General features: G+C 71.5%; 12 protein-coding genes and 1 pseudogene. 8 read left to right on the forward strand and 5 right to left on the reverse strand.

Translation table 11 applies throughout. The features are described 5' to 3' along the window. The first annotated feature begins 24 nt into the window (after nt 1-24). Nucleotides 25-2001: a TRAP transporter permease gene (locus tag BMZ92_RS01960; protein ID WP_091504301.1), complete on the forward strand. Its 1977-nt coding sequence runs from the start codon at nt 25-27 to the stop codon at nt 1999-2001. Continuing rightward, on the forward strand, nt 1998-2984 hold the full coding sequence (locus tag BMZ92_RS01965; RefSeq protein WP_091503881.1) for a TAXI family TRAP transporter solute-binding subunit: 987 nt from the start codon (nt 1998-2000) through the stop codon (nt 2982-2984). Before BMZ92_RS01960 ends, BMZ92_RS01965 begins: the two co-directional genes overlap by 4 nt. Before the next feature lie 3 nt (nt 2985-2987). Here BMZ92_RS01965 and BMZ92_RS01970 read toward each other — a convergent pair whose 3' ends face one another. Both BMZ92_RS01970 and BMZ92_RS01975 read right to left on the reverse strand, forming a co-directional pair. Next, nucleotides 2988-4037 (reverse strand): aldo/keto reductase, encoded by a 1050-nt coding sequence (locus BMZ92_RS01970; protein WP_091503882.1) that lies wholly within the window; start codon nt 4035-4037, stop codon nt 2988-2990. 22 nt (nt 4038-4059) lie between these two features. Continuing rightward, complete coding sequence (locus BMZ92_RS01975; RefSeq protein WP_091503884.1) at nt 4060-4530, reverse strand: MarR family winged helix-turn-helix transcriptional regulator; 471 nt, start codon at nt 4528-4530, stop codon at nt 4060-4062. Nucleotides 4531-4612: 82 nt separating this feature from the next. Here BMZ92_RS01975 and BMZ92_RS01980 point away from each other — a divergent pair, with 82 nt between their 5' ends. Beyond that, nucleotides 4613-5473: an alpha/beta fold hydrolase gene (locus BMZ92_RS01980; protein WP_091503886.1), complete on the forward strand. Its 861-nt coding sequence runs from the start codon at nt 4613-4615 to the stop codon at nt 5471-5473. Here BMZ92_RS01980 and BMZ92_RS01985 read toward each other — a convergent pair whose 3' ends face one another. Further along, on the reverse strand, nt 5474-5692 hold the full coding sequence (locus tag BMZ92_RS01985; protein WP_091503887.1) for a hypothetical protein: 219 nt from the start codon (nt 5690-5692) through the stop codon (nt 5474-5476). It abuts the gene before it with no gap. A 130-nt stretch (nt 5693-5822) separates the two neighbouring features. On the opposite strand from BMZ92_RS01985, the gene BMZ92_RS01990 reads away from it, so the two are divergent. The 3 genes and pseudogenes from BMZ92_RS01990 to BMZ92_RS02000 all read left to right on the forward strand — a co-directional run bounded on the left by BMZ92_RS01990 (nt 5823) and on the right by BMZ92_RS02000 (nt 7149). Continuing rightward, nucleotides 5823-6431: a LysE family translocator gene (locus tag BMZ92_RS01990; RefSeq protein WP_245782834.1), complete on the forward strand. Its 609-nt coding sequence runs from the start codon at nt 5823-5825 to the stop codon at nt 6429-6431. A 34-nt stretch (nt 6432-6465) separates the two neighbouring features. Continuing rightward, nucleotides 6466-6882, forward strand: a pseudogene (locus tag BMZ92_RS01995) (hypothetical protein). A 60-nt stretch (nt 6883-6942) separates the two neighbouring features. Continuing rightward, a complete protein-coding gene (locus BMZ92_RS02000) occupies nt 6943-7149 on the forward strand; it encodes a hypothetical protein (RefSeq protein WP_091503890.1) in 207 nt (68 codons plus the stop codon). 64 nt (nt 7150-7213) lie between these two features. Here BMZ92_RS02000 and BMZ92_RS02005 read toward each other — a convergent pair whose 3' ends face one another. After that, a complete protein-coding gene (locus BMZ92_RS02005; RefSeq protein WP_091503892.1) occupies nt 7214-7648 on the reverse strand; it encodes an Hsp20/alpha crystallin family protein in 435 nt (144 codons plus the stop codon). 98 nt (nt 7649-7746) lie between these two features. Beyond that, the gene (locus BMZ92_RS02010; protein WP_091503893.1) at nt 7747-8121 is read right to left on the reverse strand and encodes a MarR family winged helix-turn-helix transcriptional regulator; all 375 of its coding nucleotides are present in this window, start codon (nt 8119-8121) and stop codon (nt 7747-7749) included. Between the two features lie 85 nt (nt 8122-8206). Here BMZ92_RS02010 and BMZ92_RS02015 point away from each other — a divergent pair, with 85 nt between their 5' ends. Then, on the forward strand, nt 8207-9655 hold the full coding sequence (locus BMZ92_RS02015; RefSeq protein WP_091503895.1) for an MFS transporter: 1449 nt from the start codon (nt 8207-8209) through the stop codon (nt 9653-9655). Between the two features lie 116 nt (nt 9656-9771). Next, nucleotides 9772-12588 carry a penicillin acylase family protein gene (locus BMZ92_RS02020; RefSeq protein WP_091503896.1) on the forward strand — a complete coding sequence of 939 codons (2817 nt, stop codon included), beginning with the start codon at nt 9772-9774 and terminating at the stop codon, nt 12586-12588. The last annotated feature ends 2 nt before the right edge of the window (nt 12589-12590 follow it).

The following is a 12590-nucleotide window of genomic DNA, read 5'->3' on the forward strand; positions in this document are numbered from 1 at the left end:
GTGATCAACGCAAAGGGAGCGTTGATGACGAAACCGGTCAAAGATGACCCCGCCGACCTCGTCGCCGAGTACGACGAGGAGCGCCCGGCGCGCCGCCTTTCGCGCCGCACGGACCTGCTCGTCCACCTGGTCGCGCTCGCCGTCGGCGTGCTCGTGCTCAAGCAGGTGTTCTTCCCGTACAGCAAGGGGAACCAGTTCTACCTGGTCATCTTCCTCGGCTGCGCGCTGCCGCTGGTGTTCCTCTGCTACCGGCCGCGCTCCCGCCCCACGGCACTGCGTGACGACCCCGGCCTGTTCGACTGGGTGCTCGCGGTGGTCGCGCTCGTGGTCGGGCTGTACCCGGTGCTCGGGGGCTACGACGCGTTCCTCGACCGGCAGGGGCAGCTGTCCACTCTCGACGTCGTCGCCGGTGCGCTGCTGCTGCTCCTGGTACTGGAGGCCACCCGCCGCGCGACCGGCTGGGTGCTGCCCGCGGTGTGCCTGCTGTTCCTCGCCTACGCCTACTACGGCGGCTACCTGCCGCAGAACTGGGGCATCGCGCACGCGGGCATCGACTTCGCGCAGATCGTCAACGCGCTCTACAACGACGCGAGCGGTTTCTACGGCACCCCGCTCGACGTCGCCGCGACCTACATCGTGCTGTTCACGATCTACGGCGCGGTGCTCAACGCGACCGGCGCGGGCAGGTTCTTCGTGGACATCTCGTTCGCCGCGTTCCGCCGGTCGCGCACCGCGCCGGGACGGACCACCGTGCTCTCCGGGTTCCTGCTCGGCACCGTCTCCGGTTCGGGCACGGCCACGGCCGTCAGCGTCGGCGCGATCACGTGGCCGATCCTGCGCAAGGCGGGCTACCCGCGTGAGCAGGCGGGCGGGCTGCTCGCCGCGGCGGGCATCGGCGCCATCCTGTCCCCGCCGACGCTCGGCGCGGCGGCCTTCATCATCGCCGAGTACCTGCAGACCTCCTACCTGCAGGTGCTGATCTGGGCGACGCTGCCGACGCTGCTGTACTACCTCGGCGTCGTGCTGGCGATGGAAGCCGACGCCCGGCGGTTCGGCTTCGCGCGGCAGCCGGACGAGGACCGGCACCGCGGCGAGGTCCGGCGGCTGCTGCTGCGCGGCGGGTACCACTTCGTGTCGCTGGGCATCATCGTCGTGTTCCTCGCGCTCGACATCCCGCCGTTCGCCGCGGTGGTCTACGCCACCGGGGTGGCCGCGGCGTTCGCCCTGATCGCGCGGCGGGGCGACCTGCGCGGGTGGGCACGCGACCTGGTGAACGCGCTCGCCACCGGCGTCCGGTCCGCACTGCCGGTGATCGCGGTGTGCGCCGCCGCCGGGGTGATCACCTCGACCATCGCCAAGACGGGCCTCGGGCTCGAACTCGCCGACGCGCTGGTCGAACTGGCCCGCGTCATCACCACCAACCCGACCGCGGTGCTGGTGCTGACGGTCGTGCTGTCCGCGGTGGCCGTCGGCGTGCTCGGGCTCGCCGTGCCGGTCACCGCGTCGTTCATCATCGCGTGGGTGGTGCTCGGCCCGGCGCTGGAAACCCTCGGCGTCGCGGCGGCCGAGCGGGCGATGTTCCTGTTCTACTACGCGGTCCTGTCGGAGGTGACGCCGCCGACCGCGCTCGCCGCCGTCGCCGCCGCGGCCATCACCGGGGGTTCGGTGATCAAGACGATGTGGCAGTGCTGGAAGTACACGCTGCCCGCGTTCCTGGTGCCGCTGGCCTTCGTGCTCACCGACTCGGGTGCGGCGCTGCTGTTCCAGGCGGACGCGCTCACCGTGGTGTGGGTGCTCGTGGTGTCCGCGCTCGCGGTCGCCGCACTGGCGGTCGTGACGGGCGGCCGGCTGTTCGGCGAGGTCTCGTGGCCGGTGCGGGTGCTGCTCGTGCCGGCCGCGCTGTGCCTGCTCTACCTCGAACCGGTGCCGATCGCCGTCGGCGCCGGATGCGGCGTGGCCGCCGTGGTCATGCACGCGGTACTGCGAAGGAGGACGGCATGAACCGGCTGCTGGCAGGACTGACCGCGGTGGCGCTGGCGCTCACGGCGGTCGCGGGCTGCGGCGGGAAGCAGCGCACCGAGCAGGCGGCGGGCGGGCCGGAGTGCACCGCCGCGGCCGGGCGGATCACGATCGCCACGGGCAACAGCGGTGGCGTGTACTACGTGCTCGGCGGCGGGCTCGCGCAGCTGATCAGCAACAACACGGCGTTGCGGGCGACGGCCGCCGAAACCGGCGCCTCGGTGCAGAACATCCAGCAGCTGTCGGCCGGTACCTACGACGTCGCCTTCTCGCTCGCCGACACCGCCGCGGACGCCGTGGCGGGCAAGGGGTCCTTCGACGGTCAGGCGCAGCACATCCAGGCGCTGGCCCGGATCTACCCGAACTCCACGCAGGTGCTCGTGCGGACGGACTCGGGTATCGACAGCGTCGCCGACATGCGCGGCAAGCGGATCTCCACCGGCTCCCCGAAGTCGGGCACCGAGGTGATCGCGAACCGGCTGCTGGAGGCGGCGGGCCTGGACCCGGCCGCCGACATCCAGGCGCAGCGGCTGGACCTGGCCAAGACCGCGGACGGGATCAAGGCGGGCACGCTCGACGGGCTGGTCTGGTCGGGCGGGCTGCCGACCGCGCAGCTGACCGACATCGTGACGTCCATGCGGGACCGCGTGAAGTTCCTCGACGTGACCCCGTTGCTGCCGAAACTCAAGCGGGTCAACGAGGTCTACGACTCCGGGGTCATCCCGGCCGCCGCGTACGGCCAGCCCGCCGACGTGCCCACGATCGTGGTGCCCAACCTCCTCCTGGTGCGCGAGGACTTCCCGGTGGGTTCGGCGTGCGCGATCACGCGGTTGCTCGTGGACCACAAGGCGGAGCTGGCATCCGTGCACCCGGCGGCGAAGGACATCAGCAGGGAGCTGGCGTCCCGCACGGCGCCGGTGCCGCTGCACCCGGGGGCGCGGCAGGCACTCGGCGTGGGCGGATAGCGCTTACCGGTGCGGGCCGAGCAGCGACAGGTCGGCGGGGCCGAGCCGGTCGGACGCGGTCTTCACCTGGTGCCAGTACGGGTACAGCAGGGGCGGCGCGCTCACCGCGTCGAGCCGCTTCCGGTCCTCTTCGGACAGTCGCAGGCCCGCCGCGCCGAGGTTGTCGGCGAGCTGCTCCTCGGTGCGGGCGCCGATCACGAGTGAGGTCACCGCGGGCTTGCCGAGCAGGTAGGCCAGCGCCACCTGCGCCGGGGAGACACCGTGCGACTCCGCGATGGAGACGAGCTCCTCGACGGTGTCGTAGAGCTTGTCCTGGTCGCGCACGGGTGGTTCGTCCCAGTCGGACAGGTGCCGCGAGCCCTCGGGCGCCTGCTGCCCGCGCCGGTACTTGCCCGACAGCAGGCCACCGGCGAGCGGGCTCCACACGAGGACGCCCAGCCCCTGGTCGAGCGAGATCGGCACCAGTTCGTACTCCGCCTCGCGCGCCTGGAGGGAGTAGTAGATCTGCTGGCTGACGAAGCGCGCGTAGCCGTGCTTTTCGGACACGGAGAGCGCTTTCATCAGGTGCCAGCCCGAGTAGTTGGACGCCCCGACGTAGCGGACCTTGCCCGCCCGCACGAGGTCGTCGAGCGCGGCGAGGGTCTCTTCGAGCGGGGTCAGGCCGTCCCACTCGTGCACCTGGTAGAGGTCGATGTGGTCGGTGCCCAGCCGCCGCAGGCTCGCCTCGCACTCGCGCACGAGGTGGTGCCGCGACAGGCCGGCGTCGTTCGGGCCGTCGCCCATCGCCATCCTGGCCTTGGTCGCGATGAGCGTGCGGTCCCACCGCCCGCGCAGCACCTGCCCGACGATCTCCTCGGACAACCCGCCGGAGTACACGTTCGCGGTGTCGACGAGGTTCCCGCCCGCGTCGAGGTAGCGGTCCACCTGCCGCCGCGCGTCGTCCACCCCGGTGTTGCCGACGTTGCCGAACACCCCCCGGCCGCCGAACGTCATCGTGCCCATCGTGAGAACCGAGACCCGCAGTCCCGACCTACCCAGCTGCCGATATTCCATGGCACTGACCTTAAGTCGGCGATCAGCCGAGGTCTCGTGCCACCCATCCGGGCGCGTCCAGGCGAACGGGGTCCTTCCCCACCAATTCGGTCAACCGCGCCTCGAGCTCGTCCAGCTGCGCCGCGCCGATCCGGCGGCGCCACTCCTCGCGCAGCTCGTCGAAGACCGCTTCGCCGGTCCGCAGCATTTCGAAGCCGCGATCGGTCACCCGCAGCCGTTTGCGGCGGGCGTCCGCGGGGTCGGGCTCGCGTGCGACGTACCCGCGCTCCTGCAGCACGGCGATCGTCTTCGCGGCCGCCTGCTTGGAGACCGCCATGCGGCGGCCCAGTTCGGACGCGCTGTCGGCGCCCGCGGCGATCGCCCTGATCGCGAAGTCGTGGACCGGCCGGACGTCCGCGTGACCACGCTTCGCGAGCTCCGCCTGCGCCGCGTCCACGAGCGTGCGGAAGCCGCCGAGGAGGAGCAGGGCGAGGTCGGCACCGGAACGGGACATGGCCCTCAGCGTACGGTCCTCGACAAAGACAACAGAGTTGTCTATTCTTGAAGACAACTAAGTTGTCCATTTGGAGGACGCCATGCCCGAGCTCACCCACCACACCGCCGCCGTGAACGGCACCCGCCTGCACTACGTCGAGGCCGGTACCACGGGCTCCCCGGTCCTGCTCGTCCACGGGTTCCCCGAATCGTGGTGGGCGTTCTCGCGGCTGATCCCGCTGCTCGCCGCGGACCACCGCGTGTTCGCCGTGGACCTCCGCGGTTTCGGTGACTCCGACGCCGGGCCGGGGGAGTACGACAGCGCCACCGCGGCGCAGGACCTCCACGAGCTGATCGGCCTGCTCGGCGCGGGACCCGTCCACCTGACGGGCCAGGACATCAGCGGTGCCACCGTCTTCCGGCTCGCCGCCACCTACCCCGAGGACGTCCGCAGCTTCACCGCGATCGAGATGGGCCTGCCGGGCTTCGGCCTGGAAGCGCTGGGAGACGTCACCCGCGGCGGCAGCTGGCACATCGGAGTGCTGGCCGCGCCCGGGATCCCCGAACTGCTGCTCGCCGGGCGCGAACGGGAGTTCCTCGGCCAGTTCGCGTTCCCCGCGTTGAGCGCGAAGCCGGACGCGATCACCGACGCGGACCTCGACGAGTTCACCAGGACCTACTCGCGCCCCTCCGGCTTCCGCGGCGCGAGTGGTCTCTACCAATCGATGCTGCGTGAGGGGGACGAGATCGTGGCGCTCGCCCAGGCGCATCCGCTGACGGTGCCGGTGCTCGCCGTGGGCGCCGGAGGTGGCGACTTCACGGCGAACACCGTCTCCCAGGTCGCGGCCGGGAAGATCCGCTCGGTCACGCTCGACGGCGTGGGGCACTACGCCGCGCTGGAAGCACCCGCTGAACTCGCCGCCGCGCTGCGCGAGTTCTTCCGCGACGTGGACGCCGGCTGATCAACGTCCCCGCAGTCGCGGGGAGACGAGGCCGACCACCGCGATGATCACGAGCAGCGCCGCCGCGACCGCCGCGACCACGCTGAACACCGGCAGCCGCTCGTCGCCGGTGCTGAGCATCCAGATGCTGGAGCCGAGCAGCACGACGCCGGCGAAGAGGCTGAGCCAGCAGCGGGCGGCGGTGGCCGGTACCCAGTGCAGGCGTGTCCTGTCAGTCATGGCAACCTCCCAGAAGAACGTGCCTGGTGGGTTGCCCGGATGGGGGATGCGGAAACCGCGGTTGCCCGGGTGTGCACACCTGCCTGCTCGTCCGGCCCCGTCGCCCGGGAGCCGAGCTAGCATCGGCGCCGTGACCAACTGGGCCGGTTTTCTCCCCGCCGCACTCCTCGTCTCCCTCATCCCCGGCGCCAACCAGCTGCTCGGCCTGACCAACGCGGTGCGCCACGGGCCGGGACACGCCCTCGCCGGGGTGGGCGGCAGGCTGGCGGCCTTCACGGTCCTCATCGGACTCGCGGTCGCGGGACTCGGGGCGGCGCTGGCCGCCTCGGCCACAGCGCTCACCGTGATCAAGTGGGTGGGTGTGGCGTACCTGTTGTGGATCGGCATCGGCAGCCTGCGCCAGGCGCGGCGCCTCCCGGAAGCCGACGGCCCCGCCCCGGCTCCGGGCGGCTGGTGGCCGGTGGTGGCCCACGAGTTCGCCGTAGCCATCAGCAATCCGAAGGCGCTGCTGTTGTTCGCCGCGCTGCTGCCGCAGTTCACCACCGAGGCGTCCGGGCTCGCGTTGCTGGGGCTGGCCTACCTCGTGGTGGAACTGGTCGTGGGGCTGGGCTACATCGCCGCCGGCGCGTGGCTCGGCGCGGGCGGGATCCGGCCGCGCGTGCGGCGGCGGATCGCCTTCGGCAGCGGGCTCTCGTTCCTCGGCCTGGCGGGACTGCTCGCGGTCGACGAGGTCGCCTGAGGTTTCCCCGCCGCGCAGCAGGTAGCCGGGAGCCATGCTGAGGAGCGCGGTGTGGCAGGGCCGGTGCACCGGACGGCCGGACTCGCAGGTCCCCGGCGCGGTCCTCGCACGGCTGACCGGCTCGCGGTTGCGCGGGAACCTGGTGATGCACTTCGGCCAGGGCGCGCTCGCCGGGGTGGTGCGGGCGCTGATGGCCAACGCCGGCCTGCGTGGCCCGGTGGCGTCGGCGATGTTCACCGTGGTGCGGCTGAGCAACGACCAGATCCTGGAGAACGCCACCGGCGTCGGCGCTCCGCCGCAGACCTGGCCGCGGCGGGAGCTGGTGGTGGACCTGCTGCACGGGCTTCGTCGCCGACGCGCTCGCCGCCCGGCGGGGGCCTGGTCCGGGCAACGGCACGCGGCGCTGCGGCCCGGCCGGCAGCCGGACGTCGGCCCGGCCGGAGGGGAATAGCGGCCGCATCCCGCGCGCTCTATCCCGTGTAGCACGGGTTCTGGTCAGCGGAGGTGCGGGATGTCCGGTCGGCGGAAGACGCTGGCGACGCGGTGCGGGCGGCGCATCACGGTGAGCCGCGCGGAGCTGCCGGTGGTGCCGACCGGCTGGGTGGCACTGCGGATCTCCTCGGGCCGGGACGACGACCACGTGGAGTGGGTGAGCCTGTCCCGCGCGGAGGCCGCCGCACTCGGGGAAGCCTTGCTGGAACAGGCTCGCGAGGTCTGACCGGGGTCCGATGTGGACTCCGATGTGGACAGCGCCCGCCGGGTCGTCCCCGGCAGGCGCGGGGTCAGGCGCCCAGCTGCTTGGGCTCGTCCTTGCCGGCGATCTCGATGCGGCGCGGCTTGGCTTGCTCGGCGACCGGGATGCGCAGCGTCAGCACGCCCGCCTCGTAGTCGGCGTGGATGTGCTCGGTGTCGAGACCGTCGCCGAGGAACAGCTGGCGCGAGAAGACGCCCAGCGGCCGCTCGGAAACCTGCATCTCGACGTCCTCGCCGCCGTGCGGGGGACGCCGCTCGGCCTTGACGGTGAGCACGTTGCGCTCGACGTCCAGTTCGATGGCGTCGGCGGTCAGGCCGGGGAGGTCGAAGCAGACCACGAACTCGTCGCCGGCGCGGTAGGCGTCCATCGGCATTGAGGTCGGGCGGGACCAGGTGCCGGGGGTGCCGAACACCTGCGAGGTGAGCCGGTCCAGTTCACGGAAGGGGTCGGTGCGCATCAACATCGTCTGTCCCTCCTTGTCTTTTCCCATGTCAACGCGCACTTCCAGGATAAGAAGTCGTCGCGACGATGACAAGAGGAGTGTCGTCGGAAGGATGACGATCAGGAGAGCAGTTCCGCCAGTACCTCGCGGTGGGTCGGCTTGGCCTCCTGGTAGCGCCGACGGCCCTCCTCGGTCACGTTGACGAACACCCCGCGGCGGTCGTCCTCGCACATCGAGCGCTCGACGAGACCCTCGCGCTCCATCCGGGCCACGAGGCGGGAAGTGGCGCTCTGGCTCAGGTGCACCACCTCGGTCAGCTCGGTGCCGCGGCACTGCCGCCCCGCCGTCACGAGCTGTTCGAGCGCTTCGAACTCCGTCACCCCGATGCCGTGCCGCTCCTGCAGCCTGCTCTCCAGCGCCCCTGACACGGTCGCGTGCAGGCTCAGCAGGTCGTGCCACTGCCTCAGCAGACCCCGTTCGGCTACGTCGCTCACGACCGCACCATAGCATGCGTGTGAATTTTATGCAAACACATTAAATCCTCTTGCATTAGATGCAGACGCATGTAATCTCGGCTCCATGAGTTCACCCGAGCCCTTGTCCACCTCCTCGACGCACTGGAACGCGCGGTTGTGGGGTGTCCTGCTCACCGTGTCCACCGTGATCGGCCTCGACGCGCTCGACGTGTCGATGGTCGGCGTCGCCCTGCCCTCGATCCGGGCGGACCTGAACCTCTCGACGAGCGCGCTGCAGTGGGTCGTCAGCGGCTACGTCCTCGGCTACGGCGGGCTGCTCCTGCTCGGCGGGCGCGCCGCCGACCTGCTCGGCCGCCGCCGGGTCTTCCTCGTCGCGGTCACCGTGTTCGCGTTCGCGTCGCTGCTCGGCGGCCTCGTCGACAACGGCGCGCTGCTCATCGCGAGCCGCTTCGTGAAGGGGCTGGCGGCCGCCTTCACCGCGCCGGCGGCGCTGTCGATCATCACCACGACGTTCCACGAGGGCCCGGCGCGCAACCGCGCCATCAGCATCTTCGCCGTGTTCGGCGCCAGCGGGTACTCCGCGGGCCTGGTGTTCTCGGGACTGCTGACCGAGGTCGGCTGGCGCTGGACGTTCCTGCTGCCCGTGCCGATCGCGCTGGCCGCGCTGGCCTTCGGCTACCGGCTCGTCCCGTCCTACCGGCCCGACCGCGGCCGCGGCGGCTACGACCTGCCCGGCGCGGTCACCGGCGCCGCCGGTTCGCTGCTGCTGGTGTTCGCCGTCGTCGAAGCACCCCAGGTCGGCTGGGCGGCGCCGCGCACGCTCATCTCGTTCGTGGTCGCCGCGGCGTTGCTGACCGCGTTCGTCCTGATCGAGCGGCGCAGCCCGCACCCCTTGCTGCGCCTGGGCATCCTGCGCTCCGGCCCGCTGGCGCGGGCGAACCTCGGCGGCGCGCTGTTCTTCGGCGCCTACATCGGGTTCCAGTTCGTCGTGATGCTCTACCTGCAGTCGGTGCTGGGCTGGTCCGCGCTGCAGACCGCGCTCGGCTTCCTGCCCGCGGCGCTGATCGTCGCGTTCGGATCGCCGCGCATCGAACCGCTCATCGACCGCATCGGCACGCCGCGCACGATCCTCGCCGGGGTCGTCGCCCACGTCGCCGCGTACGCGCTGTTCCTGCGCGTCGACGAGCACTCCGGGTACGCCGGTTCCGTGCTGCCCAGCATGATCCTGCTCGGCATCGGCTTCACGCTCGCGTTCTCGTCGCTGAACATCCAGGCCACGACCGGGATCAGCGACGACGAGCAGGGGCTGGCGGGCGGCCTGCTGAACACCTCGCTCCAGGTGGGCGGCGCCATCGGCCTGGCCGTCGTCACGGCGGTGCTCACCGCGAACGGCGGTGAGGACGCGTCGGCGGCGAACCTGCTCACGGGCCTGCGCCCGGCGTTGAGCGTCGTCACCGGGATCGCCGTGGTGGGCCTGCTGATCGCGATCTCGGGCGTCGTCCGCAGGCGGCGCGCGGAGAAGCCCGCGGAGACCGCGTACGAACTGGTGTGAGGGGGCGGAGGGCTTCCGGTCCTGGCCGGAAGCCCTCCGTACGGACTGGCCCGTTCGACGGAAGAAAACGTGAGGGACTTTCGTAATAACGGAGTCCGCGCGTACCGTCCCGGTGCATGTTCCGGACAGCCAGGACACGGGCCACGGCGGCCCTGCTCGCGGCGGTCACGGCCGTCGCTCCCGTCGTCGCTTCCCCTGCCGAGGCGGCGACCACCGACTACTGCGGCAACCAGTGCCACGACATCCTGCCGCCCGGCGAGAACGGCAACGCGACGCTCGCCGAAATCCTCGCCAACAAGCTGTTCGGCACCAAGCCGGCACACGCCTCCGACCAGCTCGGCCCGTACGCGGCACTGCCGAACGACTACCGGTCGATCACCGACGCCACGATCGACGAGTACTTCAACTCCTCCGCCTTCGGCGTGCCGCCGGACCAGCTGCAGAGCACGATCCGGCCGCGCTCGGACGTGAGCATCGTGCGGGACAAGGCGACCGGCGTCCCCCACGTCTACGGCACCACGCGGTCCGGCACGGAGTTCGGCGCCGGGTACGCGGCGGCGCAGGACCGGCTGTGGCTGATGGACCTGTTCCGGCACGTCGGGCGCGGGCAGCTGACCAGCTTCGCCGGTGGTGCCGAGGGCAACCGGGAGCTGGAGCAGACCTTCTGGGCCGCCGCCCCGTACACGGAGCAGGACCTGCAGTCCCAGGTGGACCGGATCGCCGCGAGCGGGGCCGCCGGGTCGCAGGCGCTCGCCGACATCACCGCCTACCTCGACGGCCTCAACACCTACATCCGCCAGGCGAAGGCGGGCCGCTACTTCCCCGGCGAGTACGTGCTCACCGGGCACGTGGACGCGATCACCAACGCCGGCACGATCCAGCCGTTCGTGGCGACCGATCTCATTGCGATCGCCGGGGTCGTCGGCGCGTTGTTCGGCACCGGCGGTGGTGGCGAGGTCCAGTCCGCGCTCGTCAAACAGGCCGCGCAGGCCAAGTACGGCCCGGCGCTGGGCGAGCAGGTGTGGCAGTCCTTCCGGGAGCAGAACGACCCCGAGGCCACGCTGACGCTGCACGACGGGCAGTCCTTCCCATACGCCGCGAGCCCCGCGAACCCCGAGGGGGTCGCGCTGCCGGATCCCGCTTCGGTCCGGCCGCAGCAGGAGGTCTACGACCCGACGGGCTCGGCGGCGAGCGCGGCGCCCGCGTCTGCGGACGTCGCAGTGCCACCGGCGCTCGCGCCCGCGAAGGGGATGTTCGACAAGGGCGTGCTGCCTGGGTTGTCCGGCAAGCACGGCATGTCCAATGCGCTCGTCGTGTCCGGCCGCTACACCGACGACGGGCATCCCATCGCGGTCTTCGGTCCCCAGACGGGGTATTTCGCGCCGCAGCTGCTGATGTTGCAGGAACTGCAGGGGCCCGGGATCAGCGCACGCGGGGTTTCCTTCGCGGGCACCAACTTCTACGTGCAGCTCGGGCGCGGGCAGGACTACGCCTGGAGCGCGACGTCGGCCTCGCAGGACGTCACGGACACGTTCGCGCTCCAGCTGTGCGCTCCGGACGGCTCGGCGCCGGGCCCGGACTCGACGTACTACCTGGACAACGGGCAGTGCGTGCCGATGGAACCGCTGGAGGTGCGCAACTCCTGGCAGCCGACGGTCGCCGACACCACGGCGGCCGGCTCGTACCGGCTCGTCGTGTACCGGACGCGGTACGGGCTCGTGCAGTACCGGGCGACGATCGGCGGGCTCCCGGTGGCGTACGCGGCGCAGCGCTCGACCTACCGGCACGAGGCCGATTCGATCGTCGGGTTCCAGCGGTTCAACGACCCGGCGCAGATGCGGACGGCCGCCCAGTTCCAGGCCGCCGCGGCGCAGATCAACTACACCTTCAACTGGTTCTACGTGAACGCCACGGAAACCGCTTACTACAACTCGGGCTGGAACCCCGTGCGGCCGTCCACTGTGGACCCTAACCTGCCGGTGGTGGGTGAGCCGCGGTACGAGTGGCGCAACTGGGACCCGGCCACGAACACGTCGGACCGCACCGGCGACGCCGAGCACCCGCAGTCGGTGAACCAGGACTACTACGTGTCGTGGAACAACAAGCAGGCGCGGGACTACACGTCGGCGGCGTTCGGCGAGGCGAGCGTGCACCGGGCCGATCTGCTGGACACGCGGCTTTCGGCGCTGGTGGCGAGCGGAACCCCGGTGAGCCGGGCGGACGTCGTGCGCGCGATGGAGGACGCGGCGGTGACCGACCTGCGGGGCGAGGAGGTGCTGCCGACCCTGTTGAAGGTCATCGACAGCGCGCCGGTGACCGATCCGGCGCAGGCGGCGGCGGTGGCCGAGTTGCGCACGTGGCTGTCGCACGGGGCGAAGCGCGTCGAGACGGCGCCGGGCAGCAAGACGTACGCCGATGCGGACGCCATCAAGGTGATGGACGCGTGGTGGCCGCTGCTGGTGCAGGCGGAGTTCCGGCCGGGGATGGGGGAGGAGCTGTTCACGGCGCTGGCCGGGGCGCTGCAGATCAACGAGTCGCCGTCGAACGGGCAGAACGGCCCGGTCGGTGGCGGTGGTTCGGCCAACGAGGCGGCGCCCCACCGCGGTTCGGCCTTCCAGCACGGGTGGTGGTCCTATGTGGACAAGGACCTGCGGGCGGTGCTGGGGGAGCCGGTGGCGGGCGGGCTCGCGCAGCCGTACTGCGGCGGTGGGGCGCTGGCCGCGTGCCGGACGGCGCTGCTGACGAGCCTGGCGCAGGCGGCGGCCGAGCCGGCGACGTCGGTGTACCCGACGGATGGCACGTGTGCGGCGGGGCAGCAGTGGTGCGCGGACTCGATCGTCCAGCGCCCCATGGGCGGCATCACCCACGATCCGATCAGCTGGCAGAACCGGCCGACGTACCAGCAGGTGGTGCAGTTCGCCGGAGGCCGGTGAGG

The sequence above is a fragment of the Amycolatopsis sacchari genome (genome assembly GCF_900114035.1).
Classification (GTDB): Bacteria; Actinomycetota; Actinomycetes; order Mycobacteriales; family Pseudonocardiaceae; genus Amycolatopsis_E; species Amycolatopsis_E sacchari.

Excerpts from the sequence above, each read along its gene's own strand:
- BMZ92_RS01960 (WP_091504301.1), top strand. The coding sequence starts at position 25 with ATGACGAAACCGGTCAAAGATGACCCCGCCGACCTCGTCGCCGAGTAC.
- BMZ92_RS01965 (WP_091503881.1), top strand. The coding sequence starts at position 1,998 with ATGAACCGGCTGCTGGCAGGACTGACCGCGGTGGCGCTGGCGCTCACG.
- BMZ92_RS01970 (WP_091503882.1), bottom strand. The coding sequence starts at position 4,037 with ATGGAATATCGGCAGCTGGGTAGGTCGGGACTGCGGGTCTCGGTTCTC.
- BMZ92_RS01975 (WP_091503884.1), bottom strand. The coding sequence starts at position 4,530 with ATGTCCCGTTCCGGTGCCGACCTCGCCCTGCTCCTCCTCGGCGGCTTC.
- BMZ92_RS01980 (WP_091503886.1), top strand. The coding sequence starts at position 4,613 with ATGCCCGAGCTCACCCACCACACCGCCGCCGTGAACGGCACCCGCCTG.
- BMZ92_RS01985 (WP_091503887.1), bottom strand. The coding sequence starts at position 5,692 with ATGACTGACAGGACACGCCTGCACTGGGTACCGGCCACCGCCGCCCGC.
- BMZ92_RS02000 (WP_091503890.1), top strand. The coding sequence starts at position 6,943 with ATGTCCGGTCGGCGGAAGACGCTGGCGACGCGGTGCGGGCGGCGCATC.
- BMZ92_RS02005 (WP_091503892.1), bottom strand. The coding sequence starts at position 7,648 with ATGTTGATGCGCACCGACCCCTTCCGTGAACTGGACCGGCTCACCTCG.
- BMZ92_RS02015 (WP_091503895.1), top strand. The coding sequence starts at position 8,207 with ATGAGTTCACCCGAGCCCTTGTCCACCTCCTCGACGCACTGGAACGCG.
- BMZ92_RS02020 (WP_091503896.1), top strand. The coding sequence starts at position 9,772 with ATGTTCCGGACAGCCAGGACACGGGCCACGGCGGCCCTGCTCGCGGCG.